This is a genomic window from Acinetobacter tandoii (assembly GCF_008867985.1).
Taxonomy (GTDB): Bacteria; Pseudomonadota; Gammaproteobacteria; order Pseudomonadales; family Moraxellaceae; genus Acinetobacter; species Acinetobacter tandoii.
In genome coordinates this window covers 359,957-383,204 of sequence record NZ_VXLD01000001.1, presented here as the reverse complement: position 1 = coordinate 383,204, position 23,248 = coordinate 359,957, and the positions used below count along the sequence as shown (strand labels likewise).

The 23,248-nt window shown below is 42.5% G+C and carries 25 protein-coding genes; 3 read left to right on the top strand and 22 right to left on the bottom strand.

Going from position 1 to position 23,248, the window contains the following annotated elements; genetic code table 11:
* Positions 1 to 555: 555 nt before the first annotated feature.
* From F4W09_RS01820 to F4W09_RS01730, 19 genes are read right to left on the bottom strand one after another with little or no spacing between them, the layout of a single operon-like run.
* A complete protein-coding gene (locus tag F4W09_RS01820) occupies positions 556 to 990 on the bottom strand; it encodes an excinuclease (protein ID WP_044740285.1) in 435 nt (144 codons plus the stop codon).
* Positions 991 to 1,006: 16 nt separating this feature from the next.
* Positions 1,007 to 2,230, bottom strand: coding sequence for a beta-ketoacyl-ACP synthase (locus tag F4W09_RS01815; protein WP_151503817.1), 1,224 nt, complete (start codon positions 2,228 to 2,230; stop codon positions 1,007 to 1,009).
* The gene (locus F4W09_RS01810; RefSeq protein WP_151503816.1) at positions 2,230 to 2,955 is read right to left on the bottom strand and encodes a 3-ketoacyl-ACP reductase FabG2; all 726 of its coding nucleotides are present in this window, start codon (positions 2,953 to 2,955) and stop codon (positions 2,230 to 2,232) included. The genes F4W09_RS01815 and F4W09_RS01810 overlap by 1 nt, the downstream gene beginning before the upstream one ends.
* A complete protein-coding gene (locus F4W09_RS01805; protein ID WP_151503815.1) occupies positions 2,952 to 3,389 on the bottom strand; it encodes a hotdog family protein in 438 nt (145 codons plus the stop codon). Before F4W09_RS01805 ends, F4W09_RS01810 begins: the two co-directional genes overlap by 4 nt.
* Positions 3,386 to 4,582: a beta-ketoacyl-[acyl-carrier-protein] synthase family protein gene (locus F4W09_RS01800; RefSeq protein ID WP_151503814.1), complete on the bottom strand. Its 1,197-nt coding sequence runs from the start codon at positions 4,580 to 4,582 to the stop codon at positions 3,386 to 3,388. Before F4W09_RS01800 ends, F4W09_RS01805 begins: the two co-directional genes overlap by 4 nt.
* Complete coding sequence (locus F4W09_RS01795; RefSeq protein WP_151503813.1) at positions 4,575 to 5,132, bottom strand: DUF3261 domain-containing protein; 558 nt, start codon at positions 5,130 to 5,132, stop codon at positions 4,575 to 4,577. Before F4W09_RS01795 ends, F4W09_RS01800 begins: the two co-directional genes overlap by 8 nt.
* Positions 5,122 to 6,423, bottom strand: coding sequence for an NAD(P)/FAD-dependent oxidoreductase (locus F4W09_RS01790; protein WP_151503812.1), 1,302 nt, complete (start codon positions 6,421 to 6,423; stop codon positions 5,122 to 5,124). Before F4W09_RS01790 ends, F4W09_RS01795 begins: the two co-directional genes overlap by 11 nt.
* Positions 6,424 to 6,441: 18 nt before the next feature.
* A complete protein-coding gene (locus F4W09_RS01785; RefSeq protein WP_151503811.1) occupies positions 6,442 to 8,766 on the bottom strand; it encodes an MMPL family transporter in 2,325 nt (774 codons plus the stop codon).
* Positions 8,741 to 9,382 (bottom strand): LolA family protein, encoded by a 642-nt coding sequence (locus tag F4W09_RS01780; RefSeq protein ID WP_151503810.1) that lies wholly within the window; start codon positions 9,380 to 9,382, stop codon positions 8,741 to 8,743. The genes F4W09_RS01785 and F4W09_RS01780 overlap by 26 nt, the downstream gene beginning before the upstream one ends.
* A gap of 7 nt (positions 9,383 to 9,389) precedes the next feature.
* Positions 9,390 to 9,809: an acyl-CoA thioesterase gene (locus F4W09_RS01775; RefSeq protein WP_005090845.1), complete on the bottom strand. Its 420-nt coding sequence runs from the start codon at positions 9,807 to 9,809 to the stop codon at positions 9,390 to 9,392.
* A 9-nt stretch (positions 9,810 to 9,818) separates the two neighbouring features.
* Positions 9,819 to 11,351 carry an HAL/PAL/TAL family ammonia-lyase gene (locus F4W09_RS01770; protein ID WP_151503809.1) on the bottom strand — a complete coding sequence of 511 codons (1,533 nt, stop codon included), beginning with the start codon at positions 11,349 to 11,351 and terminating at the stop codon, positions 9,819 to 9,821.
* Between the two features lie 5 nt (positions 11,352 to 11,356).
* Positions 11,357 to 12,271, bottom strand: a complete 915-nt coding sequence (locus F4W09_RS01765; RefSeq protein ID WP_151503808.1) for a lysophospholipid acyltransferase family protein — start codon at positions 12,269 to 12,271, stop codon at positions 11,357 to 11,359.
* A gap of 17 nt (positions 12,272 to 12,288) precedes the next feature.
* Positions 12,289 to 13,023 (bottom strand): glycosyltransferase family 2 protein, encoded by a 735-nt coding sequence (locus F4W09_RS01760; protein WP_151503807.1) that lies wholly within the window; start codon positions 13,021 to 13,023, stop codon positions 12,289 to 12,291.
* A 13-nt stretch (positions 13,024 to 13,036) separates the two neighbouring features.
* Complete coding sequence (locus F4W09_RS01755; protein WP_151503806.1) at positions 13,037 to 14,698, bottom strand: ApeI family dehydratase; 1,662 nt, start codon at positions 14,696 to 14,698, stop codon at positions 13,037 to 13,039.
* Positions 14,699 to 14,749: 51 nt separating this feature from the next.
* Positions 14,750 to 15,304: a COG4648 family protein gene (locus F4W09_RS01750; protein ID WP_151503805.1), complete on the bottom strand. Its 555-nt coding sequence runs from the start codon at positions 15,302 to 15,304 to the stop codon at positions 14,750 to 14,752.
* Positions 15,301 to 15,549, bottom strand: a complete 249-nt coding sequence (locus F4W09_RS01745; RefSeq protein ID WP_016166723.1) for an acyl carrier protein — start codon at positions 15,547 to 15,549, stop codon at positions 15,301 to 15,303. Before F4W09_RS01745 ends, F4W09_RS01750 begins: the two co-directional genes overlap by 4 nt.
* A 9-nt stretch (positions 15,550 to 15,558) precedes the next feature.
* A complete protein-coding gene (locus F4W09_RS01740) occupies positions 15,559 to 15,819 on the bottom strand; it encodes a phosphopantetheine-binding protein (RefSeq protein WP_016166724.1) in 261 nt (86 codons plus the stop codon).
* On the bottom strand, positions 15,812 to 16,615 hold the full coding sequence (locus F4W09_RS01735; RefSeq protein WP_151503804.1) for a lysophospholipid acyltransferase family protein: 804 nt from the start codon (positions 16,613 to 16,615) through the stop codon (positions 15,812 to 15,814). Before F4W09_RS01735 ends, F4W09_RS01740 begins: the two co-directional genes overlap by 8 nt.
* The gene (locus F4W09_RS01730) at positions 16,609 to 17,232 is read right to left on the bottom strand and encodes a beta-ketoacyl synthase chain length factor (protein ID WP_151503803.1); all 624 of its coding nucleotides are present in this window, start codon (positions 17,230 to 17,232) and stop codon (positions 16,609 to 16,611) included. The genes F4W09_RS01735 and F4W09_RS01730 overlap by 7 nt, the downstream gene beginning before the upstream one ends.
* Positions 17,233 to 17,540: 308 nt before the next feature.
* On the opposite strand from F4W09_RS01730, the gene F4W09_RS01725 reads away from it, so the two are divergent.
* Both F4W09_RS01725 and F4W09_RS01720 read left to right on the top strand, forming a co-directional pair.
* Positions 17,541 to 18,755, top strand: coding sequence for a DUF1615 domain-containing protein (locus F4W09_RS01725; protein ID WP_104441759.1), 1,215 nt, complete (start codon positions 17,541 to 17,543; stop codon positions 18,753 to 18,755).
* On the top strand, positions 18,722 to 19,369 hold the full coding sequence (locus tag F4W09_RS01720; RefSeq protein WP_016166728.1) for an HAD-IB family hydrolase: 648 nt from the start codon (positions 18,722 to 18,724) through the stop codon (positions 19,367 to 19,369). Before F4W09_RS01725 ends, F4W09_RS01720 begins: the two co-directional genes overlap by 34 nt.
* A 79-nt stretch (positions 19,370 to 19,448) precedes the next feature.
* On the opposite strand, the gene grxD is transcribed toward F4W09_RS01720, so the two are convergent.
* A complete protein-coding gene (gene grxD, locus F4W09_RS01715; RefSeq protein ID WP_016166729.1) occupies positions 19,449 to 19,790 on the bottom strand; it encodes a Grx4 family monothiol glutaredoxin in 342 nt (113 codons plus the stop codon).
* 239 nt (positions 19,791 to 20,029) lie between these two features.
* Here grxD and F4W09_RS01710 point away from each other — a divergent pair, with 239 nt between their 5' ends.
* The gene (locus tag F4W09_RS01710; RefSeq protein ID WP_151503802.1) at positions 20,030 to 21,241 is read left to right on the top strand and encodes an aspartate aminotransferase family protein; all 1,212 of its coding nucleotides are present in this window, start codon (positions 20,030 to 20,032) and stop codon (positions 21,239 to 21,241) included.
* A 75-nt stretch (positions 21,242 to 21,316) separates the two neighbouring features.
* On the opposite strand, the gene F4W09_RS01705 is transcribed toward F4W09_RS01710, so the two are convergent.
* Positions 21,317 to 22,246 carry a LysR family transcriptional regulator gene (locus F4W09_RS01705; RefSeq protein WP_016166731.1) on the bottom strand — a complete coding sequence of 310 codons (930 nt, stop codon included), beginning with the start codon at positions 22,244 to 22,246 and terminating at the stop codon, positions 21,317 to 21,319.
* Between the two features lie 95 nt (positions 22,247 to 22,341).
* Positions 22,342 to 23,151: a peptidoglycan DD-metalloendopeptidase family protein gene (locus tag F4W09_RS01700; protein WP_151503801.1), complete on the bottom strand. Its 810-nt coding sequence runs from the start codon at positions 23,149 to 23,151 to the stop codon at positions 22,342 to 22,344.
* Positions 23,152 to 23,248: the final 97 nt, after the last annotated feature.

Below are 23,248 nucleotides of genomic sequence, written 5' to 3'. Positions count from 1 at the left end.
TTCTTTAATAGTGTTGTTTTGACTCAATTTTTAAATTCCCACATTCTCAATCAATTTGAAATACTCTCCAACACGTTTAGCTATTCTTTAGCCCTCATTTTCGTCACTTCAATAGTCATGACGTAAATGTTTAGTATGGTTAAAAAATAGCTTCAATTGGCAAATATATAATAGGCTGATGGTAAAACTCGATATTATGTCAGGAATGATTCCTCACACGTTACAACAAGAACTTTGTGAAAGCACCTTTAGCTTAGGAAAGGATTCAATAGCTTGGAGCAGAGATACGAATCAACATGGCTATTGTAAATCTAGAAAGCCACATGATGTCAAAAAATTTGGAACAATTCATGAATCTAAGTTAATAAAGACACATGCTAAGTGGGATGACATACAAATTGATGATGCCATGAAAGGATTTCATCGTAGAGAATCCGAGTAGCTAATCTTATTAACAATCTAATATGGTCAATTAAACTCGGATTTAGGTAAATCCGAGTTTAAACAGTCTTAAAAAGATGTGTATATCTGGGGTAGTCAATATTCTCGACTACTCTAGAATTTCACCAAATTCCCTTTTAATGCTACGCCCGCCAGAGCTGTTCCTTTCGCACATTGGTATGTAGTGGTGCTGCGTTTTTCATTTGATTTATAGAAACTCACCACATTGGTCACGGCATTTGCCCCATTGGCTTTAGCTGTGTTTTGAAATTGAATCAGTGCAGAACGTAATACATGGTCACATGAACTTTCTGCTGACTTGGCAAAACCATTGGTTTTTTTGTTGGTCACCAAATCTTTTTGAATCACTTTGCCACCCGACTTGGTTCCCGCCAAATAAAATTTAACGGATCCATCCAATACCCCATCGGCAATTGCACGATTCACCGCATCTTGGAAATTAAAATCATACATCTGGTCTGCCGCTTGAACAGAAGCAATACCACATAAAGAAAATACTGTTGCTGCAAAAAAATTATTAAAAGACATCATTATAACCTTTGTTTTATTCAACACGTTTAAAAATTAGAGAGGTGTTAATCCCCCCAAAAGCAAAATTATTGCTCATGATGATTTGCGTTTCTGCGGAACGCATACCTGACACAATATAATCTAAATCACCACAAGCACTATCAATCTGATCTAAATTTAACGTAGGCACCAACTGTTTGCGGTGCATCATTTCAATACTTAACCATGCTTCAATAGCACCACATGCCCCCAATGTATGCCCAAAATAACTTTTTAATGAACTAATCGGTTTTTTACCCAAGATTTGCGCTGTCGCCTGTGATTCAGCAATATCTCCTTGATCAGTTGATGTCCCATGTGCATTGACATAATCAATATCAGCGGCAGTAAGCTGTGCATCTTTCAATGCAAACTGCATACAACGCCCCATCATTTCAGAATCAGGTCGAGTCACATGCTGACCATCAGTATTGCTTCCATAACCGATGATCTCGGCATGAATTGTAGCGCCGCGTTTTTTGGCATGTTCATATTCTTCTAAAATGAGGCAACCTGCACCTTCTCCCACCACTAAGCCATCTCGATTCGCGTCAAAAGGGCGTGGTGTTACTTCAGGTCGATCATTTTGCATACTGGTCGCTAAGAGTACGTCAAACACAGCTGAACCTGCGGCACTCAACTCTTCTGCACCACCTGCTATCATTACGGTTTGCTTGCCATATTTAATAGCTTCATACGCTTGTCCAATGGCCATAGAACCTGAAGTACAGGCACTTGAAGTTGGCAGCGTCAAACCCTTTAAGCCAAAATAGATGGTCATATTCACTGCACTGGTATGTGACATCATCCGAATATAAGTCGTCGCATTCATTTGGTTCATATTATTATCAATCAACATCGAACCAAATTCACGTACAGCATCCACACTTCCAGCAGATGAACCAAACGCGACACCAGTTTCACCACTTTTTAAAATATCATTATTTAGTAAACCTGCATCTTCTAATGCTTTTTCAGCACAGACCACCGACATTAAAGCAACGCGTCCCATGCCTCGTGTAACCTTGCGATTAAAATGCTTGGGTACGGTAAATGATTCGACTGGGCCGCCCAATTTACTGCGTAAATCGGAATAAATTTCCCAATCAGGCATATAACGAATACCACTTTTGCCTTGTGCAAATTGTTCAAAAATTTGGTCTGCGGTTTCGCCTAAAGAGGTAATTCCAGACATTCCTGTCACAACAACACGTTTCATTAGATCAGCCCCCCATTGACTGAAATCACTTGGCGGGTGATATAGCTGGCATCATCACTACATAAAAACTTCACGGCTTTAGCCACTTCTTCCACCTGCCCCATGCGTTGCATCGGAATCATTTTCAAAGCATGTTCCTTGACTTCTTCGGTCACCATTTCAGTTTCAATCAAGCCCGGAGCTACACAGTTCACCGTGATTTTACGTTTTGCCAACTCTAGCGCCAGTGCTTTGGTCGCACCAATCAAGCCCGCTTTAGCCGCACTGTAGTTGACTTGACCACGGTTGCCCATCAATCCAGACACTGAAGACAAGGTCACAATACGACCACCTTTTTTCAAGCGGATCATTGGCATCATTACTGGTTTTAGCACATTATAAAAACCATTTAATGAAGTTGAAACCACATCATCCCAGTCATCATCGGTCAATGCAGGAAAGGCGCCATCTCGGGTCAGTCCTGCATTCAGCACCACCCCATAAAAAGCACCATGTTGCGCAATATCTTGCTCTAAAATCGTTGCAATTTTTTCACGATCATTCACATCAAACATCAACACATGGCTGTCTTGACCTAAGGCTTGAATCTCATGTGCCACTACTTCTGCTTCTGACTGTCTTGAACGTGCATGTACCGTGACATCAAAGCCTGCTTTGGCCAACTCTAAAGCAATCGCTTTGCCAATTCCTCGACTCGAACCTGTTACTAAAATTCTTTTATTCACACTAATTTTCCAATAATTTCGTTCATATTTTCAGGCTCAAATACACTCAACATGGCACTGAATTTGTGTTCTTGATATTCAATTTCACAATGAAACTGCCCTAAACCCTCATGCAGATAACTTTGTTCTACCCGAATCCGCACGGTTGCGCCCAAACTAAAATAGGCACAAGGCAACTGCATTTTACGCGTTCCCAATAAAAAACCAATTTTTGGTGGCAATCCCTGAGTTTGTCCTTTATAGCCTGCATAGACACTGATGGTCTGTGCCATCAGCTCAATACTGCTCCATGTTGGCAAACCTTCTGACTCACAAAACATCAAATCTGGTGTGATATGAAGTTCTGCAATAGCAAACTCATCATTCACTTCAATGAGATGGCTGACAAAAACCATGGGTTTTTCGTGCGGAATAAACTCTACTGCATCCATCATGGCAAAACTGTCCCCAAAATTAGACTAATATTGCTACCGCCAAACGCAAATGAATTACTCATGACATAACGTATTGGCGCTGTTAAATTAGGATCAAGCACATAATTTTGCCCAGCCAAAGCATCGTCCAATTCACCAGCATGATGCAGCGGTAACCATGATTGATCCAATAAAACCTGTTGGCAAATAAAAGCTTCGATTGCACCCGCTGCCCCTAAACAATGCCCTGTTTTATGTTTGGTGCTGCTCAAGGCTACAGTGACATCTGAAAATACGCTCTGTACTGCCTTAATCTCCATCGCATCATTTTGCGGTGTAGAAGTACCATGCAAGTTTAAATAACCAATATCACGAGCTTCAAGCTGTGCAGCAGCTAATGCTTTTTGCATCGCTTCAGCAGCCCCTCGCCCTTCTGGATGTGGTGCTGAAATATGCCAAGCATCCATTGACTCACCACTCGATAGCAACATTACAGGTGCTAGTGCTTTCGACAATAAAAATAGTCCTGCGGCTTCACCAATATTGATGCCATCACGATTAGCACCACAAGGCTGACAAATACTGCTCGATAAACTTTCCAAACTGTCAAAACCATTTAAGGTCAGTTTACATAGCGTATCAACGCCTCCAACCAACACAGCATCGGCCAAATCGGCATTGAGCAAACGTTGCCCCGCTGCCATGGCTTTTGCTGCTGAGGAGCAGGCGGTAGAAATGGTATAGGCAGGTCCTTCCCAACCCAAATATTGTTGTAAAGCTTTCGCTAAACTACCCATTTCTTGTTTTTGATGCTGTATAGACTGTGATGCTGACTGTTGAAACTGTGCTTTTAAGACTGACTCATTATCCGCAATTCCTGACGTTGACGTGCCTATGATCACCGCAAGACGTTGTTTTGGAAACTGTGCGGTATAAGTACGAATTTCAGTTTCAATTTTTGCCAAAGCCGTCAAGGCAAAACGTAAATTACGCGAATCGATTGGGCTCAAAACTTCAGGAATATCTTGAATCAAGGTTTGATCAGCAGCACCTACCCATACCGTACGCCCAGCAATCAGATCCTCTCGTTGCGACAAGGTATTTTCGGTGCTTGTTAATGCATGTTGAAGCTCAGCAGGATTTTGTCCCAAAGCCGACAACGCTGCACTGAACTGAATACCGACGGCTGAAGTGTGCTGTACATTTTTAGTCATCGATACCGCCTTGATCATCTTCTAAAGTATTACTCACTGCACTGATCACCATTTGATATGGCACTTGCAAATTATCCAGCTCAATCACGCCCTCTTTTTGCTGAATTTTCAACACAGGCTGCTGTTGAATATAAATGGTATCTACTTTTTGCATAACAGTATTTTGAGCAGCATGTAATGCGGCAAAATTTGGATAAGTTGCATACAGAATATCGCGCACCACATAATCAAATGGTAACAACTTCATCGGCTCAATACGCTGTTCGACTTTAACCTTTTGACCATCAAAACTGAGCTTAAACAACTGCTGCCCTGTAAGGCTAAGTGCCAACATATCAAGCGATTGTCCCTGCTGTTGCTGGTACAGTAAGAAACTAAAACTCTGGGTTTTCCACTGCACTTCTATTTGATCTTGGCGTTGGTAATTTTGTGCCACCCACTGCGGAGTCGCCAATCCTTGCGCTTTAGGGATCCAACTTTGACAGGCACTACAAAGCAAAGCACTGGCTAAAACCCAACTGATGGTCTTTAAACACAGCTTAAGTTTCATCAGTCAGCAACTCATTCTGTTGTTGTGCTTCGCGGCAATATTCTGCCAAAGTGCTCAAGCGTTGCTTGGCATTACGATGGATCGGGTTAGTTGTATCCCATGCATAACCTGCCAGTAAAGATGCAATCATACGGCGGATTTTTTCATCCTGCTGAGTCGAAAACACCACATCCTGAAACTCACCTGAATACCATGACTCAACATAGGCACGGAACACTTGAATACCTTTACGCAGTGGCTTTTCGTATTGCTCCATCCAGTCTACTGCCTGACCTTGCAACACTTGCTCGACCAATGGTACGGCTAGACTAGACGATTTTAAGGCAATCGTTACACCCGAAGAAAAGACAGGATCAAGGAACTCTCCCGCATTGCCGAGTAGTGCATAGTTTTCAGATGCCAAATGTTTTACATCGGCAGAGTAGCCCACCAAAGTACGTACAGGAGTGTCATGTTTAGCATGACGCAGTACATGCGACAAGCTGGCATCATCGGCCAAAATACGTTTCTGCAAGGCTTCTAAGTCATAATCTGCACTGCCGTCATAACCGTATTTTTCAAAAAAATCTTGCTCCGCCACAATACCAAATGAAGAACGTCCATCGGCAAAGGGAATCAGCCAATACCATGCACGGTGGTCTTTTTCATGCACGGTAATTAAAATTTTCTCGCGGTCAAATTCAGGATCATCCAACAAACCATCTTCAATATGGGTAAAGACCGCACGGCGCACTGGAAAGTCCGACGGGCTTTCTAAGTCAAGAAACTTTGGCAAAATGCGACCAAAACCACTGGCATCCAATAAGAATTTACCCTGAATTTGATAGTTGTTGCCTTGCTCATCTTTGACCGTCAAAATCGGCTGTGTAGATGCCACATCGACCGCCAAAACTTCATGACCAAAACGAATATCTGCGCCCATTTTTTCGGCTTGCTGAGCTAAGAGCTGGTCAAAATTGGCACGTCTTACCTGCCATGTGGTGCCAGGACCTTCACTAAATTTTTGGGTAAAGTCATAAAAACTGCGCTGCGTGCCTCTTAAAAAAGCTGCACCATTTTTAAACTGAAAGGCATATTCATCAGCATGTGCACGAACTGTATCCAATAAGCCCGCTTCTTCTAAAAACACCATACACTGCGGTAATAAGGACTCTCCAATGGAGAAACGTGGAAAATATTGCTTTTCGATCACTGTGACTTGATGGCCTTTTTGGCGTAGCAAAGCTGCTGCCGAACTGCCTGATGGTCCCGCCCCAATAATTAATACATCTGTCTGTTGCATGGTGCTCATTGCACTGTACCCTTTAACTCAGCTCTTTGGCTGATATTGTTGAACCACAACATGTTTTGCATCGGAAGATGTAAAAAGTGTGGCGTAAAGAAATGAAAAAATAACGCCCAATAAAACTGTTAAGCCAAAACTGTGAATGGCATAAGTATGACTAAACGACAATAAGCCAAACCCGAAGAAAGTCGACATCATACACAGGAATAAAGCCATACCCACCACCTGCGGGTGATCATGTCCGTGGCGGTAGAAAATCGCATAATCGACCCCAATTCCAATGATCAAAAAGGTGCCCATAATGCTGAATAAATTAATCTCGACACCCAGCCATGCTTGAATCGCAAAAGTGGTCATTAGAGCCATACTGACGGGCAGTACCAAAGGCAGAATAGATTTTTTGCCATAAAGTACACCCAAGCCAATGGCTAAAATCATCAAAGCACTAAGCAATAGCCATTGCGCCTGTTCACGATGTTGTTTGAATAACTCAGACAGTTGATGAACAGGACGTAACAGTTGCACATCAGCATTTTCAAGCTGCTGCACAGCGTTCACATCATGCACATTTTGTAGCATCACTAAACGTTGCGTGGGGCTCATCTGCAGAAAATGCAACGGATGATCTTTAAAGACTGCTTCGGTCAATAACGGTTGGTCTTTTAAATGCGCTTGCCAATTTAAAACATCGGCGGTATTGAGCTGTAACGCTTGTGCATATTCCACTAAAGCATGCTGAGGAATCGCTTGTAACATCGCAACATTCTGTTTTTGCTGCTCAAGCGAGGGAATCCACTGCCCTAAAGCTTGCACAGCATCTAACTTGCCAACCTGCTGTAAGGGAGCAAGTTTTGCCAGCAGTTGCTGTTCATGCTGTTCTAACTCTGCGGGTGTTCGGCCCTGTACCACAAAATATTCACTGCTTTGCTGTTGCATAAAGCGCGAGCGAATGTATTGATCTTCTTGCTTTAAGGTAGCATCCATACTTTGTAAATTACGGATGTCATCATTACTTTTCAGAAAGGCGAGGCTGCTGCCTGTTACCAGTACAATCAGTGAAATCATGCCATAGCGCAGCGTGTTGTGGCTTTGCACATAATTACGTGCTTTGCCAATAAAACCCAGTGAACGTATCGCTGGTTCCGCATTCAGCGCAGGCAAACGTGGCAGTAATAAAATGCTGGTCACCCATGCAGCACTCAATCCAACCATGGAAAAAACTGCAATTTGTTTAAACCCTGGAAATGGGGTAAAACTCAGCACCACATAGGCCAATAGCGTGGTCATCAACCCCACAAATAGACTCGGCAGCAACGGTTTTAAAACAGTAAATCCATCAATCTGACGGTGCTGAGACTGCATGGCCATGAAGTAAAATGAAAAATCGACACAGACTCCAATCAAACTGGCACCAAAGACCAATGTCATCAGATGAATTTCGCCAAAAATCCAATATGTTACCGCAAAGGCCACCAGACTACCTGTACCCACCGCAACCATTTCCGTTAGCATCGGTCGTATCGAACGGAAGCCAAACCAGACCAGAAGCAAAATGCCAATAGTCGAGCCCACGCCAATGGTCGAGATTTCCTCTTTGGCCGAATTGGTACCAAACTGTGCAAACAATAACGTGCCTGTCCAGTGCGGTTTAACCTGCAACTGGTTGAGCTGCTGATTAATGCGTTGAATAAAGGCAGCGGTCTGCTCTTGGTAGGCAATGTTATAAGGGCTGTTATTGAGCTGAAGCACCATCAGGCGCGAGATGCCCCGCTCATTACGAAGCGTCGCAAAACCCTGCTCTAAATTGATATCGGCATTGGTTTGTAAGGCGCTTAAACCCACTGCATAACGGGGAAACAGCAATAATGGATCTTGCTTGAGCATTTCAGCCGTAATCGGCATGCCCGGACTCATCAGTTGTAATAAGCCCTGCTCCATCAACGCAGCATAGTCCTGCCCCTGCACAAGCTGCTGATCAGTCTTGGATAATAGCCCTGCTTTATGCTGATACAGCGCTTGGGCAAATTGATCGGGGTCAAGCTGTGGACGAACAGGTAAAAACAGTTGACTTTGATTAGCTTGGGTTTTAAGTGCTCGTGTTGCCTGTTCTAATTGCTGATCCGTTTTGGCATCCAACACCACAAAAACTTTATCATTTAACTGCTGACTCACATATTGCTGTGCTTGTTCCAGATGAGCATCTTGATGAGCCTCAGGCAACAGAGCAAAGATATTGGTTTCAATCTTAATGCCTTTATTCAGCCAAGCCGTGCCCAGTGCCAAAGCAATGACACACAAAATCAGTAGCCAAAGGGCGCTAAACTTATTTTGCCAATTGGAAAAGCGCATTTTCCGCAGCCGTTAAAGTTTGAGGTTGAGCCGTTTGCTGACTAAAACGAATGACGGTGCGGTTATTAGCCTGTTCCAAAATCGTGATACGATCCACATAGCGCTGACCTTGCGCATCAACTTGGACAAAAAGCTTTTTAAATAGACTGCTTTTCGGCGTTAAGCTGACATTCCACTGCGTCGGGCTGTAGTTGGCAGACACCACATTAAAGTTTTTAGCGAGTGCCGCTTCATTGCCCGACATCAACTGTAAAAACATCGTCGCTATAGAGCCATACGGAGTTTTGTCAACTTCAATTTGACTGGAAGTACGCTGCGTCTTTTGTACCAACTTACGCGGTGTCACCACCAAATCGGCTTTGACTGGACTTTGAATCTGCCACAGCACACCTTGATTTTTGCTGAACAGTACCGTGCCTTTGGACACATAAGTTTTATTCAGAGCTGCCAGTTTTTTCTGCTGCTCAAATTGGGCACGCACCACAGGCGTTGCACCGAGTTGAGCAAACACCTGCTTCAATTCAGTATTTTGTGCATTCACTGCGGGAGCAAGCAAAGTCATCGCACTTGCCATACACGCAACGGAAATCGTCTTAGAGAGTCTGTATCGAATCATGCTTGCATTACTCCGCCTTAAACTCAGGCCATGCATTTAAACAGTCCAACAACACCTGCGGCGACTGGAAGCACATTTCACGTTTTTCAATGTGTACCGCCACTTGCGAAGTAAAGCCCTTGGTCAGCTTTCTGCCCGAAACTGCATCGAAAATCAGATATTCAATTTTCAAACGATTTTCCCATTCTTTCAAAACAGCGCGCACACGAATTTTTTGCTCAAACTCAATGCCTTGCACATAACGCACATAGCTTTCAATCACAGGCCATGCATAGCCTGAGTCACGCATCTGGTTATAGTTATAGTGAAATTGATCTAACAGTTTGCATCGTGCAATTTCAAAATATTTTAAATAATGACCGTGCCACACCACATGCATGGTATCGACATCATGAAAGGGCACTTCAATAATTACATCAGCATACATGCTCATTTCCTATGAATATTGAACAGCAATGCTGTCTAACAGTTCTAAATCTTCAAAGCGATTGACCAATGCCTGAAGTTCATGTTGCAAAGGACGATCTTCCTCTACATAGGTGAAGCTCTGAAGCACCCAGTGTTGAAATGCTGTTAAAACAGGGCTGAGTTCTGTATCTACGCCTTTGAGTTTAACCGCCTGAACCGCTGCACAGCTGAGTGCCGCAATCACTTGTTCGGTCAGGGTAATGACTCGACTGGCATCACGCGCAGCAATGGTGCCCATGCTGACTTTGTCTTGATTATGACATTCGGTTGAGCGTGAGAAAATCGACGCAGCGAGCGTCTGTTTTAAAGCTTCTGCCGTCCATGCCGAAACCCCGATTTGCACTGCTTTAAAGCCATGATTCAGTGGTAAACGCTCAGCACTTGAACCAGTTAAATTACGTGGCAAGCCATTGTTCATTTTATAATCAACCAACTGCGCCAATTGACGATCCATCAAGTCGGCAATATTGGCAATCATGATTTTTAGACTATCCATGGCTTGGGCAATATGTCCGCCATAGAAATGGCCACCATGCAATACACGTAGGTTCACTGGGTCAATCAATGGATTGTCATTACTTGAATTCAGCTCATTTTCAATAAACTGACGCAGCCACAGTTTAGAATCTTCGAATACACCGATCACATGTGGTGCACAGCGCAATGAATAACGGTCTTGCAGACGTGAACTTTGGTGCTCGGTCTGCACTTCACTATTCAACCAGTCACGTAACTGAGCTGCAATACGTTGCTGTCCCGGATGTGGTTTTTGCGCAAATAAGACTTCATCAAAATGGCTTGGATTGCCCTCCAAGGCCAAAACATTCAGTGCGGTAATCAAAGTACTGGCAAAAGAAATCTGTTCTGCTTTTTTATAGTTCAGGCAAGCAATCGCGGTCATGACTGCTGTACCATTCATTAGGGCCAAGCCTTCTTTAGGACGCATCACCAACGGCTGCACATCTTTTTCAGCATACACTTGTGCAATCGGTACGATCTGACCTTGATAATACACATCGCGCTCACCGACCAAGGCCCCAGCGATATAAGACAATGGCGTCAAATCCCCACTGGCACCCACCGAACCTTCCGAGGGAATCACAGGAATTACATCTTCATTCAGCATCCAGACCAAACGCTCTAACAAGGCGTGTGAAACACCCGAATAACCACGTGCCAAAGAACATAAACGCACCACCGCCACAGCTCGCGCTGTAATCAGGTCTAAGTTTTGCCCCATGCCGCAGCCATGAAAACGCGACAAATGCAGCGGCAGCTCATGCACTTGGTGGGCTGGAATTTCAACCAAGCACGAGTCACCATAACCCGTAGTCACACCATAAATAACGCCTTCGTCTTGCAACAGCTGATCGAGGAAATCTGCGCCGCGTTGAATCAATGCTGTCCATTCAGCAGATGCAGGCAATGCCACCTGTTTTTCTTTACGCGCTACAGCCACAACATCTTCAATACTGAGCGGAGTTTCCCCAACAATTAACACAAGACTTATCCTTTATTCCAAAAATTATAAAAATTAAACCATTGATAGGGCGCGCGTATACAATGCTGTTCCAACAGTTGCACATACTGTCGTGTGGTCTGCTGCATGGCCTGTAAACGTTCTTTACGCGGCCAGTTTAACTGCTCCGCCACTTGATGAATATGCACTTCAAAATGTGTATCGACTCGATAGCAAAACACCGCCAACACAGGGGCTTTTAATAAACTGGCCAGAATCCAAGCGCCCTGCGGCCATAGTGCCTGCTCGCCTAAAAAAGCAACAGATTGTACCCGATCCGACTGCACAGGTACGCGGTCTGCCGCCACAATCACCCATTCACCCTGATCCAATTTATCCTGTAAAATCAGTGCTGTTTCGATTCCTAGCTCATCCACCGAAACCAAATTAACATCGGCATGTTCATTCAGTTTTTTTAAAAACTCATTGAACTTGGTGGCATGTTTTTGATACACCAACACATTAATTTTCTGCGAATGCTCTGCTTTAATTGCACGCAGTAATTCAATATTGCCAAAGTGTGACACCACAATGACCGCGCCTTTTTGATAGTGTGAATGAAAGTGCGCATGACCATGTAGCTTTAAGTTCTGCTCAGGAATATGCCCAAGCCAACCTTCAATTTTATCTAAAATAGATTCGCCAAATTGCATCAAATGCGTATAGCTGTGCCAAAGCTGCGGCTCAGCTTGAAACGGTGACTGTGCACCTGCAAAATGATGCAGTTTTTTTAAGTACAACAGGGAAGCCTGACGCGCGGTATTGGAAAAGAGCCAGTACCATAAAATCACAAAGTACAAGATGACCCGGCACAGCCAGCGCCCACCCAAACGGTAGAAACCCAGCATCAGCATCAGCGGCAACATCCCGCCCCGCTCTTTCACGGCGCTCCATTTCTGCATATGTTTCTCTGACCGCCTTAGCCTTTGACTTTCTGATAAATCAGCTTGGGGAAACGCAGCAGCATGCCACCCAATAAGCGGCTATGCGCACGCGCCATACCCAGATTGTCACGCCAAACATCGAAATGTGAAATGCCGCCTTCAGGGTAAATCACATGTGTGGGCAGATTGATAAACGGCACATTGTCCCATTTCAAACGCACCAAAATTTCCGAGTCAAAGCCCATACGCGGTTGAAACTTGGCTGTATTTAAAATGTTTACCGTCTGCGCCAGAGGATAGACACGAAAGCCACACATGCTGTCTTTAATGTCAAAAGACAGGCTGTTAATCCACACCCAAATGTGCGTTGCATAACGGCCATAGAGACGTTTTTTCGGAACAGTCGCATCAAAAATCGGCTGACCAATAATCATGACTTCAGGATGTTGGATAGATGTGTCTAAAAAGCGTTGCACATCCTGCCAGTCATGTTGTCCATCGGCATCTAGTTGCAGGGCATGGCTATAACCGCATTGATAAGCATGCTTTAGCCCAGTGGTCACTGCCTGCCCCTTCCCCTGATTGTGTGTATGTTCAACCAGATCGACTAATGGGTGGTCATACGCGAGCTGATGTAACAGTGCTGTACAATCAGTATCACTGCCATCATTCACCATAATAATCGGCAACTCAAAAGAGCTTAAATGTGACAATAACGCGGCCAAATAATGCGGATGGTTATACACAGGAATCACAAAGCAGTGTTTCATTTTGTCTCTCGGCTTAAACGTCTGAAGGGACAGCAAATAGCAAACGTCCTGATGCCAATATTTTGTCATCGTTTTTTAGCTCAAAACTGACCTTATGCGCTTTACGGCTGAGCACAAGTTCTACCGTTTGATAGGGTTGGATCAGCCCCTGAAATTTTAACTGCTCAAAACCATTACACCACAGTAAATCTGCCCAGTTTTGTTTAGCAAAATGCTGGATAAAACCAATTTGTCCCACGCCTGGATAAATAGGAAAGTTCGGGAAATGCCCTTTAAAACACTCCAACTCTGGAATAAATTCTAAAGCATAACTGATCTGCGTATCTTGAGATTGCTGCGTCAATACCACAGGCAAGGTCATCGGCTGAAAGAGCGATTTTAAATACTGTTTATTCAACTTCGATTGTGCATTTTGTGGCATTTGCGTTAAAAACCGCCACTGCCGCGGAATCGCGATACTTTCCAGCTTCTGTTGCAATTGTTTTTTCAGTTGTGCTGTAAAGGCAGCTTTACCCTTTTCGCTGAGCAGGTTCCGAGCTTGATCCGTCAGCACCGCTACCACTGCCAAAATCTGACGTTGTTCTTTTTCATGAATTAAAACATGGCTCTGCTGTATTTCAGCCAACTCAGCGATTTTCGCTTCAATTGCATCGAGACTTAAACGCTTTTCTTCAAGTTTGACAATGCGGTCCAAACGCCCCAATAACTGAAATGGGCTTTTGGGATTATCTGCATCCACGACCTTTACTTTATCACCTGTCAAAATCCAATCCGTGCTAAAGGCATGGTTGGTTTTAACGGCTAACTCTTGCTGCTCGGTACATTCTATTGCGACATTGGCAAAAGGTGTCCATAGTGCATCATCTGCCTGACGGTGAGCGATACCACCTGTTTCAGAACTACCAAATACTTCGGTGATCGGACGGTTCAGCAAAGGACGCACACCAGCATCCAACTTTCCACCAGAGGAATAGACCATATGACAGTTTTGCAATACTACATCTGTGGTCCAGCGCTTCAGCAAAGCGGGGCTGGAAATCACATAATTGGGTAGCTGCACATGGGTGATTTTCTTTTGAACATCAACCACATCTTCAGGGAAAGCCAGTTGTTTTTGATAGAAACTGCGTCCACTGGCTAAGGGCCACAACAACTTAAACAACAAACCATAAATATGTTGATGGCTCACTGTGGCAATGGCTACCGCCTGCTCTGGCAAATCAAAACTGGCTTCTAAACCACAGACTTCATTGAACAGTTGTTGCAAAGTGCGAGGAATCTTTTTCGGCTGCCCAGTTGAGCCCGAAGTATAGAAATACAACTGTGCCTGATTGAAAAAGGCAGCATCAAATTGAAGTTCGAACGTCGATGGCACAGTCGACGGCAAACGTTTTAAAAAATAAATCTGCTGATCAGCCAGTTCTTTTTCTAAGTCACTAACCCGGTGCGGAGGCAACAGTACTTCTTTTCCTGCCTGCAAGGCCGCAAACAATAATACCAAAAACTCATAACTGTCTTGTTCCCAAAGTGCCCATACAGTTTGATTCAAGTATTGAATTTGCGCAGCTTGCTCAGCCACATCCGACCAAAAGGCTTGGAAAGAAATCAGACTTAAATCGCCCTGAATACACAAGGGACGAGATGAATGTATATGGTGTTGAAAATGACAAGACATAAAATTTATTTTTAAAACCGTATTTCTAATCGCTATAGTTCGAAGTCGCTGTTATTTCTGTGCCTGATACAGTCGTTGCTGGCGTTTGCGCAAGATGAACTCACCCAGTAACAAACCACCCATCAAGACATAGGAAATCAGACCGTTATACAACACCCAAATATTCATCGGTGCAAAAAAAACAGTGATCAACGCGATGACTGCATTGATGCAGAAAAATCCACACCAGACTTTAGTGACTTGACGAGTCCATTCTACTCCTTCTTTGGGCAAATCAGGCTCGACCAAACGTGCAAAACGTTCAATCATCGATGGTGGTCGGATCAAGGTACTAGCAAAAATAAACAGTGCCCCAAGGCTCATAAAGACAGGGTAAAGCTTAAGCCATGCATGATCTTTTAAAATCAAACTGAGTCCACCACATAAAATGGCAAAACCCGTTAATGGCCACAGCAACGCATTACCCTTGCTCAATAGACGAAGAACACCCAGTGCAATCAATAAGGCGCTAACCCAAACATACTGTCCATGTGCTAAAGCATAAGCCACAAAAAAAGGATAGAGGATCAATCCGACCACTGCTACCCCTTTCAAAATATTGCTCATGCAGCAGACATGTTCTGAATAACAGTCACAACATCTTGCACTGTACGGACATTCTTAAAATCTTCAGGATTGACTTGCTTACCTGTCAATTCTTTAATTTTTACCACCAAATCGATGGCATCAATACTATCTACATCTAAATCAGATGCAAGATTTGAATTTAACTGAACATCGTCTTGTTCAATCTCAAAAAGTTCATCCATCCATTCACGTAACTTTTCGAGTACTTGTTCTTGAGTTAGCATTACAACCTCTTATGCCGTTTGTTGCATTTCAACCAAAGCTACTAAGCTTTGAATTGATTTAAAATATTCTTTAGTTTCAGTCGACTCTGCATTCAAATGTATGCCATAGCGCTTTTTCAAAGCTAAACCTAATTCTAAAGCATCAATTGAGTCCAAACCCAAACCATCACCAAATAAAGGTGCGTCTGTATCAATGTCGTCAATACTGATGTCTTCAAGGGCAAGGACATCAATAATCATTTGCTTTAATTCATCAGCAAGATTACTCATTTACGGATAACTCTTGGTTAAAAAACCACTGTAATTGTTGATTTAATTGACGCACATTTTTAGGATTAACTGTTACGTCATCCAATACGTCTTCCACACGAATTGCATCCAGTACTTTCACTTGAATATGAAAGGGACGATCTGGAATATGATACCATTTTTCGTTTTTCGTGAGTGTCGATGGTGTACATGTAATCAGTACGGGACGAATTGGGACTCCAGCACGCAACGCAATATTAGCTGCACCACGTTGAAAATCATTCAACTGTTCACCCTTTGCAGTCCGCGTCCCTTCAGGAAAAATCAGCAAAGATGCTGCGCGATCTTGTTGTAATTTTGACACGCAATCCTGAATAAATTGCTCAGAACCCGCATTTAAAATATAACCTGCATTTTGTACAGGCCCTTTAGTAAATGGGTTTGACCATAGCGTCTGTTTCACGACACAATTCGCCCGTTCCATCAAGCCAATTAAAACCACTACATCTATCAGTGTCGGATGATTGGCAATCACCAGTTCCTGTTGACTTTGTTGTAGTTTCTCTAAGCCCTCAACTTCATAAGTCATAATGCCGAGTTTTACCATCATTTCGGTAAAACCCTTAAAGCTATGCTTAATAACCTTTTGTGTCCGCTGCGTGCGAATGTCCAAGTCTTGTGAACTCAACTTCACCATTGGGGCAATCAAAGCACCAATCGCTACACCACCAAGACCAAAACTGGCAAAACTCAATCCAGTCGCACCAACACGCCAGATATAATTGGCTTTTTGTTTAACTTGCAATTTTTTTAGCATTTGGTCCACGCTTCGTATTGACTCTGGTCAGTGTTTTGCCAGAAATCATAAAATTTCAAAGCCTGTTTAAAATGTGCTTCTGCTTCAAGCAGGATATTGGGATTCACGATCAAATTGACTGGCTGCAATGAAACTAAAGCTGCCATCGAAAAAGCAGAAAATGCTTGATGCTCAACATAAATATCAGGCAATGGTTCTTCATAATAAACCACTAAGACTTGGCGTGCATTGGGGGCTGTTTTTAACCATGCATATGCTTCAATTAAACCATCATTCCATGAGCCAGCTAAACTGGTTGCTGGAGTGGCATCCTGACATAAAATGGAATATAACCCAGAAATTGCATTATGCACTGAAGTCGAAAACTGGGTCGGCGATGGTGTTTGATCATTCAGCACATCTTGCAAAATAGTGAGGGTTTTCGCCTCATCGCCACATTGTGACACCCATACAATATAATCAGCTTTTCCAAGATCTAAAACGTGGATAGCATTATTTAATGCAAGTTTCGCAAGTGATGATAACCGTCGACGCTGCATCGCAGGTATTCGCGCTATAGAGCTCAGCTCCTGATCAGCCAGGCTCATAGTTAAGTTGGATACGTGTAGTTGCATCATGACAAGCAGTTTTTTAAAAAATTATTATCAATGCTAAAATTATAGCATTTACACAAAAATAACACAAAAACAACGAAAGATTAAAGTTTACAATCAGGTTTCATATCGCCTCATGTTTAGAATCCGCCAGCAATTCAATAAAATATTTAAAAGCCTTCATCCTTCTCATCCATCTTTTAAAGGCAACAACTAAATTATTTGACAGTTGATAGGAGGCAATATACATATATATTCATAACTTTTAATCAGCAACATAGTATACTGCACCTGCTCTATTTGCTCACCCCCTTACCTATTGTCCAGAGACTATGAGAAAAACTGCTTTTTCTGTATCCCTAATTCAATCACTAAAGCCATTAAGTGTATTAGCACTCTCATTTAGTCTTATTGCCTGCGGCGATCACTCATGGTGGAAAGATGACGAGCCTACTTTAAATAGTGATCAAATTAATCGTCTTATTCCTTCACGTGTAAATGAGCGCAGTTCTTGGGCCAAAGATATTTTTGACATTACCGAGCAGTTAGGTATTCCTCAAACTAAAGAAAATATTTGCAGTATTGTGGCTGTAGTCGATCAAGAATCTAACTTTGTTGCCGATCCTAAAGTGCCTGGTTTGGGTGAAAAAGCAGTTAAAGAAGTGCAAGACCGTCTCACCGAAAGATTTACCGATAAATTGGGTGAAAACATTGGTGGGACAGTTGCTGGTTATTTTGAAGAAGTTTTAAAAACCCAGCCTAGTCCCGAAGATAATTACTTAAGCCGAATGCGCCGCGTACAAACTGAGCGCCAATTGGACGAACTTTATCGGGAAATATTCGACTACATGTCGCAACATTATCATGTCAGCGCACTTACAGGCGCAGCCAAATTGGTTGGACAAGATGTCGGTGAAAAAATGAACCCAATTACGACTTTGGGTTCTATGCAGGTTCACATCGGCTATGCCAAAGCACATAAACGTCAAGGTGGCAGTATTGCAGAGCTACGTACAGACCTATACAGCCAATACGGCGGACTATATTACGGCATTCACCGTTTAATGATGTATCCAGCGGATTATGACAAGGCGATTTACCGTTTCGCTGATTACAACTCAGGTATGTATTCAAGTCGCAATGCAGCTTTCCAAAGCATGTTAAATGACTTGACCGAAGCTGAACTTAGCCTTGACGGTGATCTTCTACTTTATAATAAAGATGGGTCTGTACGTTCAGCAAAAAGTGAATCAGAGCGTGAGTTAATCAATGTATTTGCTCAAAATAATATTTTAGTTACACCACGCCAAATTCGCAGCGATTTAAAGAAAGAAAAAGAGAAAGACTTTGAAGAAACTGCGACTTATCGCGCAGTGACTAAATTATATGAAGAAAAAACGGGTAAAAAGGCATTTTATGCCATGATGCCTCAAGTCGTCATTTCTGGACCAAAATTAAGTCGCGATTACAATACCAACTGGTTTGCCAGCCGTGTAAATGGACGTTATGAAACATGTATGCAACGGGCGAAACGCATAAAAATCTAGCATTATTCGATTTTGATGGCACTTTGTGCAAAAAAGACAGCTTTACTGGCTTTATTTTTTTTGCACTCTCCAAAAGACATATCGTCAAACAAGGCTTGAAACTCCTACCATGGATTCAAGCCTACTATTTAAATGTCTACCCTGCTCACGCCATGCGACCAAAACTGTTTTATGGCATGTTTAAAGACATTGATTATGCTGAAATTCTACAAATTGCTGAAGAATATGCACATCAACTGATGCACGAATTAGACCCTAAATTTATTGAGCAATTGCGCCAACATCAAGCACTTGGACATGACGTGGTTTTGGTTTCAGCATCAGTCGATTTATATCTAAAACCATTATGCCAATTATTGTCGATTGATCTTATTTGTACTGAAACTGAAATTCGAGATGGTCGACTTACAGGATATTATCAATCTGCCGACTGTAGTCGAATTGAAAAGAAAAACCGTATTTCTCAGCAATACTCTGTGGCTGAATATGCAAGCATTTACGCTTATGGCAATAGTGAAGAAGATCTCGAAATGTTCAGCCTTGCCCAATACACCTATATGGTAGGACGAGACCAGAAACTTCCAGCTTTGCCAGCTCATTTAAAAATGGCTTAAGCTCCAATATCAGTTTTAATTTTCAAGCATAAAAAAAAGCCAACATGATGTTGGCTTTTTTACTTACAGCAGAAACAAATTATGCTTCTGGTGCTGGACTGTATTGTTCAACTAAAGGCTTTAATTCACCTTTTTGGAACATATCAAGCATGATATCGCTACCACCGATCAACTCACCGTTAATCCACAATTGTGGGAATGTCGGCCAGTTTGCAATACGCGGTAATGTTGCACGAATATCTGGATTTTCTAGAATATTAACGTAAGCAAACGGACGACCAATTTGACTGAGTGCTTCTACAGCACGAGCAGAAAAACCACACTGTGGAAATTGCGGAGTGCCTTTCATATAAAGAAGAACTGCGTGTTTAGCAATCTGGTCACGAATTAACGCTTCTGTATCGCGTGTTTGTTCAGTCATTGATGAATCCTCAACTAATCTGCCTTGCATTATACCCAAAACACAACAAAACAGTATGCTTAAAGCAATATTTCCAGTTTTATTTACATTCAGGCTTTAATTCTAGATGAGATTTTGCTTATATAGGGTTTGTTTTTCAGTTCTGTCCAGAATTGTAAAATCAATCCACTAACATCCCCCTACTTTCGGTAAACCGATGCTAGTGAAGTCTATTATTTCTTTTCAAATACGAGTTAGTTATGAATACCTTTACTCAAGCCCCTATACAAACTGATCAACCATCTCATTTGATGCCTGTGTTTGGCCGTCAGCCGATCAGCTTTGTCCGAGGCCGAGGAGCGTATTTATACACTGCGGATGGAACTGAATATTTAGATGCCTTAACAGGGATTGCAGTTTGTGGTTTAGGACACTCGCATCCTGAAGTGACCCAAGCTATTGCAGAACAAGCGGGCACGCTTATTCATACCAGCAACTTATTTGAAGTCCCTTGGCAAACTGCTGCTGCACAAAAACTTGCACAAGTTGCTGGCATGGAAGAAGTATTTTTCTCGAACAGTGGCGCAGAATCGAATGAAGGCGCAATCAAAATTGCACGTAAATTCGGACACTTACAAGGTATTGCAACACCTAAAATTATTGTCGCAGATCATTCATTTCATGGGCGTACCTTAGCGACTTTATCTGCTACAGGAAATAAGAAAGTCCAAGAAGGCTTTGGACCTTTGGTTGAAGGTTTTATTCGTGTACCTTTTGGTGACGTAGAAGCGATTGAAGAAGCTGCTATTCAACATCCAGATATCGTGGCTATTCTGGTTGAACCTATTCAAGGTGAAGGTGGTGTAAATACAGCACCGCAAGGCTTTAGCTATTTAGAAGATATTCGTCGTATCTGTAATCAACACAATTGGTTAATGATGCTTGATGAAGTTCAAACAGGTAATGGTCGTACTGGTAAATATTTTGCTTATCAACATACCAATATTGTACCAGACGTACTTACCACAGCTAAAGGTTTGGGTAATGGCTTCCCGATTGGTGCTGTGATGACCCAAGGTCGTGGTGTAGGTGTACTCACTGCTGGAAACCACGGTTCAACTTATAGCGGTACAGCTTTAGGTTCGCGTGTAGTTTATACTGTTATCGATGTAATCGAGAAAGAAAACCTAGTTGAAAATGCAGCGAATATGGGCAGCTATATTGTGCAAGAGTTGGCACAACAACTTTCTGATCAAAAAGTCGCTGTTCGTGGTTTTGGCTTGATGATTGGTATCGATTTGCCTAAACCATGTGCCGAATTAGTTCATATTGCACGCGATCAACATCAACTGATTATTAATGTAACCGCGGGTTCAGTGGTTCGTTTATTACCACCGTTAAACATCACTCAAGAGCAAGCAGATCAATTGATTCAACGTCTAGTCACTATGATTCAAGCTTACCTTGCTTAAGCACAATGCGATGTAATACATGTTACATCGCTTAACAAAAAAAGCCGCTTTTAGCGGCTTTTTTATTTCAGCTTTTTATGAAGCTTCTTGATAAATTCTGCCACCGGGTAATTGGCAAAAATATTGTTTCAATGCATCTAAACAGCGGTGAATTTTCATCGGCTGTTGTTCACGTTTCGATGTAATTGCATATAAATAGAAATTAGGCAATTTCCACTCTGGTAATACTTCTACCAATGCACCATTGACTAAATCTTTTTGAACATCAAGATATAAAATTCGAGAAATTCCATGTCCTTGTAGACATAAAGACTTGGCAACCAACACATTATTGGTGGTCAAACGTGAGTTCATTTCAATACTCACAGATTCACCAGACATGCCATGTTGGAAAGCAAAACTTTCATAGTTTTTCATTAAGTTAACGGGAATCAGATCATGATTCTTTAGATCTTCAGGACGCGAAATTGGTGCCGTCTGATTTAAATAACTTGGTGAAGCAACTAACACTTGTTCAACGCGGGCCAATGGAACCGCATGTAAACTTTGATCTTCAATTTTCGGACTCATGCGTAACGCAATATCAATTCGACCTTCAATCAAATCAATATAATGATTGTCCGCTTCCAAATGAACAGCTAAACCTCGATGGGCCGACATCCAATGTGATAATGCAGGAATAACGTGATTTGCACCTAACTCTGGAGTTGTTGCAATACGCAACTCCCCAACTAGGTCATCACGTAATTCGTTAATACGAATCTTCCCACGCTCTGCAGCAGCTAGCATCTCTTGGCAGCTATGAAAAAAAGCTTGTCCAGCTTCAGTCAAACTCAATTTCCGTGTCGAACGATGTAGAAGGATCACTTCCATCTCGTGTTCTAAAGAACGAATCTGTTGGCTTACAGCACTTGTAGTAATTCCTAACTCTCGTGCGGCTCCGCTAAACGAACATTTTTCCACAACACAAGCAAACACTCCCATTGCTCGAAGTTGATCTAACATAAATTTCCCTCTAAACTTATGAGATGCTCCTACCTTTCGATAAAAGCAACTCATTGGATTATACGGTGAAATTTTAAAGTTGTAATGATCTTAATTTAATTTATTGGTAAAACATTAGTCGGATTGATTGGCTTACCATTTAAACGTACCTGAAACTCAAGCATGGTACGGCTTGCACCAGATGAACCCATCTCTGCAATTTTTTGACCAGCCGTTACATTTTCTCCGCTTTTCACAATCATCTTACTGTTATGTGCATAAGCCGTAATATAACCATCAATATGCTTAACTAAGATTAAATTACCATATTCTTTCAGCCCATCAGCAGCATAGACCACTTGACCATTTGCTGCGGCATACACTGGATCACCCACATTACCACTATAACGAATACCTTTCACATTATTGGCTAAATTGAAGTTTTCAATGACTGCGCCATTCGATGGCTTAACCCAACGTAATGAAGTTACCTGCGTTGGAGTAACAGGTACAGAGTTGGTCGAAGGTGTTGTTGTGGCTGATGGCGTGGTTGGTAAAGTAATTGCCTGACGTTGAATCGGAGCAGTTTGTGTAACTGCCTGTGTCGTTGTAGTACGACGGCTATTACCCGAGCCTTTCAACTTAAGTGACTGTCCTACATAAATACGATACGGCGGTGCAATATCATTCATATCAGCAATGCTGACATAACTTAGTCCGTAACGTGCCGCAATTCCACTCAAGGTATCGCCAGAGCGTACAGTATAATAGTCGGGAGCCGTCGCGTAACGGGTCGGATTATTAATTTGAGGTTTGGATGCACATCCACTTAAAATAACAGTGGTAACAATAGCTGTTGAGATGACTAGGGTTTTCAACAATGCTGTTGGCGTAGCAAAGATCCGATTTTGCGACATCGCAGGCATTTATCTTCCTCTCTATATATGTCGTTATTGGTTTTCATGCGCGTAAGAGTAGCAAAAATATTTTGAAAAAATCCGCATTCACGGACTTTTTCACAAA